At 56.6% G+C, this 3,013-nt stretch carries 3 protein-coding genes and 1 pseudogene; 3 read left to right on the top strand and 1 reads right to left on the bottom strand.

Going from position 1 to position 3,013, the window contains the following annotated elements:
* Positions 1–341: hypothetical protein (locus tag AC0L3X_RS46795; protein ID WP_473317572.1), on the top strand; the 341-nt coding region annotated here is incomplete at its 5' end.
* A gap of 219 nt (positions 342–560) precedes the next feature.
* Complete coding sequence (locus tag AC0L3X_RS46790; protein ID WP_473317571.1) at positions 561–1,019, top strand: hypothetical protein; 459 nt, start codon at positions 561–563, stop codon at positions 1,017–1,019.
* Positions 1,020–1,119: 100 nt separating this feature from the next.
* On the opposite strand, the gene AC0L3X_RS46785 is transcribed toward AC0L3X_RS46790, so the two are convergent.
* Positions 1,120–1,704: a LabA-like NYN domain-containing protein gene (locus AC0L3X_RS46785; protein ID WP_354100697.1), complete on the bottom strand. Its 585-nt coding sequence runs from the start codon at positions 1,702–1,704 to the stop codon at positions 1,120–1,122.
* 520 nt (positions 1,705–2,224) lie between these two features.
* Between AC0L3X_RS46785 and AC0L3X_RS46780 the strand changes: the two are divergent.
* Positions 2,225–2,842: pseudogene (locus AC0L3X_RS46780) on the top strand (outer membrane protein); the annotation flags it as partial.
* Between the last annotated feature and the right edge of the window lie 171 nt (positions 2,843–3,013).

The following is a 3,013-nucleotide window of genomic DNA, read 5'->3' as shown; positions in this document are numbered from 1 at the left end:
GCTCACACCGCGCCAAACGGCGTAACATCCGCCGAGACTCTAACCGCTACTGGGTGAAACTTCAGGGGCAGGTCACGCGGAACCGGGCTGGTGCGGCTGAAAAGCATCCCCCCCAAATTGTTCACGTTATGCTGTTTGGTCTCGGTCTTGGATGTTCTCTCCTCGCTGGTTTTGGCATGTCCGCCAGCCGTGCGCGAAGCTGGTTACACATGCTCCTATTCGCGGGGACACTTACAGTGGCACTCTACATCGTCATCGACATGGAGTACCCGCGCCTCGGTCTTATCCGCATAGAAACGTTCGACCACTTTCTTGCGGACGCGCTGGATCAGATGCAATGAAGCTTCCGACGATCCAGACGTCAGTCGCTTTCCCGCTTCGCCGATTTATTGACTTAGATCAACTTCTCTCCCGACCCGCAGGCAAACTCGTTCGGGATTCCCACTGTGAGCGGAAATCGGGAAGGCAGGACGCGACGATTTGCTGCTAGAGCGGTCCTTCTCGCGCCAGTCAAGAGCCGTCATGATCGTTGCTAGTCGATGTCTCAGTCGGAGAGGCAAATGAAACTCCTTACACTGTCGCTCGCTTCGGCATTTTTGCTCGCATGCGCCTGCGATAGCCACGCGGTAGTGAGAATTGCCAACGATCGAGGTGGCTTGATCCAACGTTACCTGGATCGTTATGATGAGTTGAAGGGCACGGGCCAAACCGTGGTAATCGATGGCCTTTGCGCGTCCGCCTGTACGATCGTATTAGCGAAGATTCCATCAGATAGAGTTTGCGTGACTGAAAGGGCAAATCTTGCTTTCCACGCAGCTTGGGATCTCGGCGCTGGCGGACGTCATATTACGAATCGAGAAGCTACACGGATGATCTTTTCGATGTACCCGGCTCCAGTTCGGAGTTGGATCTCAGCGCGAGGTGGATTGTCGCCTAACACAATCTTCCTCCGTGGGGCCCAGTTGCAGACAATATTTGCGCGCTGCTATTTGGACGCTGCAGTTTTCCTGCGGTCGTAGTCCATCACTGGCGGCTCCCAATCCTCTCCTCCGCGCCAGGCACTACACAAGCGGGACAAGACTGAACTGAACCAACCCAAATGCAGGCTTTAAGTAGTGTTCACGCGATCCCGTCCGACGCAGGACGTTCAGCAGATCGCGGCCTCGGACGAATTGACGGATCGCGGCCAATCTTATTTCGCAATTCTAAGAGATCGGTGAAAACATCTGCTTGGCGCCGCAGCTCATCTGCGATCATGGGCGGCTGGCTCGAAACCGTCGAGACGACCGTCACTCGCACCCCACTCCGCTGCAATGCCTGGACCAACGTACGGAAATCTCCGTCTCCCGAGAACAGAATGATCTCATCAACTTGCTGGGCCAATTCCATCGCATGCACCGCGAGCTCAATAGCCATGTCGCCCTTGATCTTGCGGCGGCCATTGGCGTCGAAGAATTCTTTGCTGGCTTTTGTGATCACGGTGAAGCCGTTGTAATCGAGCCAATCGACTAGCGGGCGGATGGACGTGTATTCCTGATCTTCGATGATCGCTGTGTAGTAGAAGGCTCGGGCCAACGTCCCGCGGCTGCGAAGCTCATTCAGTAGCCGCTTGTAGTCGAGATCAAAATTGAGGGCCTTCGCTGTAGCGTAGAGGTTAGGACCGTCGATGAAAGCTGCGATTCTGCTAGACCGTGATAGGGACATAATGGAAACGACCTTGCTCACAAAACCCTTGGCCGGCAGCCAGCGCTGACAGGAACTTCAACGTTCCTACCGGCGAGCGCCATAGCAAGCAGTGCGGGTGAGCGCTTGTTCTAGAAAGCCAATGATTTGCTTTTGAGCGCCAACCGCTACCGGCGTCTCACTCCCGAGTGCAGTCTGGCTGCTTCACGTAGACGGCTCTGAGATAGCTTGACCTATCTTAAGTCTTTGTACGGACGAGGCCCCAACCGAGAAACTCCGCGACCGTCCGTCGCGAGGGCCACACTCAAATGGTCTATCGAGATTGAAGAGTACCGACCCCGAAGGTACGTCGACGCCCCACCGCCTCAGTCATCCGGGCTACGCCCGTCTTATTTTCTACACGTGCGTTGTCGGATAAGTTAACGAGTTCCTAAGCTCGGTAGAGTGCGTTTGGTTCCCGCTTGCCACGAGTCGTATAGTTCTACTGCTACAACTTGCGACAGCGTCGGCAATCGCAGGCCCATGGGGATGGAGAACTCTGATGAAGACGTTTCTGCTTGGTACCGTTGCGTTGTTTGCTTTGGGGCTCGCCGCCCCCGCTTCCACTGCCGACATGGCGGCACGTCCGTACACCAAGGCCCCGCCGCCGCTGGCGGCTCCGATCTACGACTGGACCGGGTTCTACATCGGTGCGAACGGTGGCTGGGGTCAGAGCCGCAATTGCTGGGATTTCGTCGGCGCGGCCGGCGTGGTATTCGCTGGGTTGTCGCGAGCGCTCTGGCGGGCTTATTGGCGGTCAGGTCGGATATCGTTGGCAGGCAAGCCAGTGGGTGTTCGGCTTGGAAGCTCAAGGTGACTGGGCGGACCTAAGCAGCCAGCGTGTCAGCTTGATTAACCCCGCGTTCTCGACTCGCACGAAAACGGACGGCATCGGGCTGTTCACCGGCCAGATCGGCTATTCTTGGAATGCTTCCTTGCTGTACGTCAAAGGCGGCGCAGCCGTGACGAGCAACCGCTTCAGCATTTCCTTGACACGCTCACCGGAATTGAGCTGGCAGCTGCAAGCTCAACCCGCTGGGGTGGGACCGTCGGTGTCGGCTGGGAGTATGGGTTCGCACCGAACTGGTCGGCCGGCATCGAGTACGATCATCTGTTCATGCGCAGGGAAGAATTCATGCGCAAAAAATGTAGGTAAATCAATGCCATGTGGCTGTTGTGTCTACATTTGTGTCGCGATCCGGTGACGGTTCGGACGCGAAAATATATATGAATGCCTATGAACCCCTGTGGATGGCGGTGAAGGCTGGCGGCGGTCGCTCCCACCAGTGCA

Source organism: Bradyrhizobium sp. MI1.7, assembly GCF_055811795.1.
Note: the sequence above shows the minus strand (reverse complement) of the source record. Positions and strands in the feature narration are given on the sequence as shown.

Excerpts from the sequence above, each read along its gene's own strand:
- AC0L3X_RS46790 (WP_473317571.1), top strand. The coding sequence starts at position 561 with ATGAAACTCCTTACACTGTCGCTCGCTTCGGCATTTTTGCTCGCATGC.
- AC0L3X_RS46785 (WP_354100697.1), bottom strand. The coding sequence starts at position 1,704 with ATGTCCCTATCACGGTCTAGCAGAATCGCAGCTTTCATCGACGGTCCT.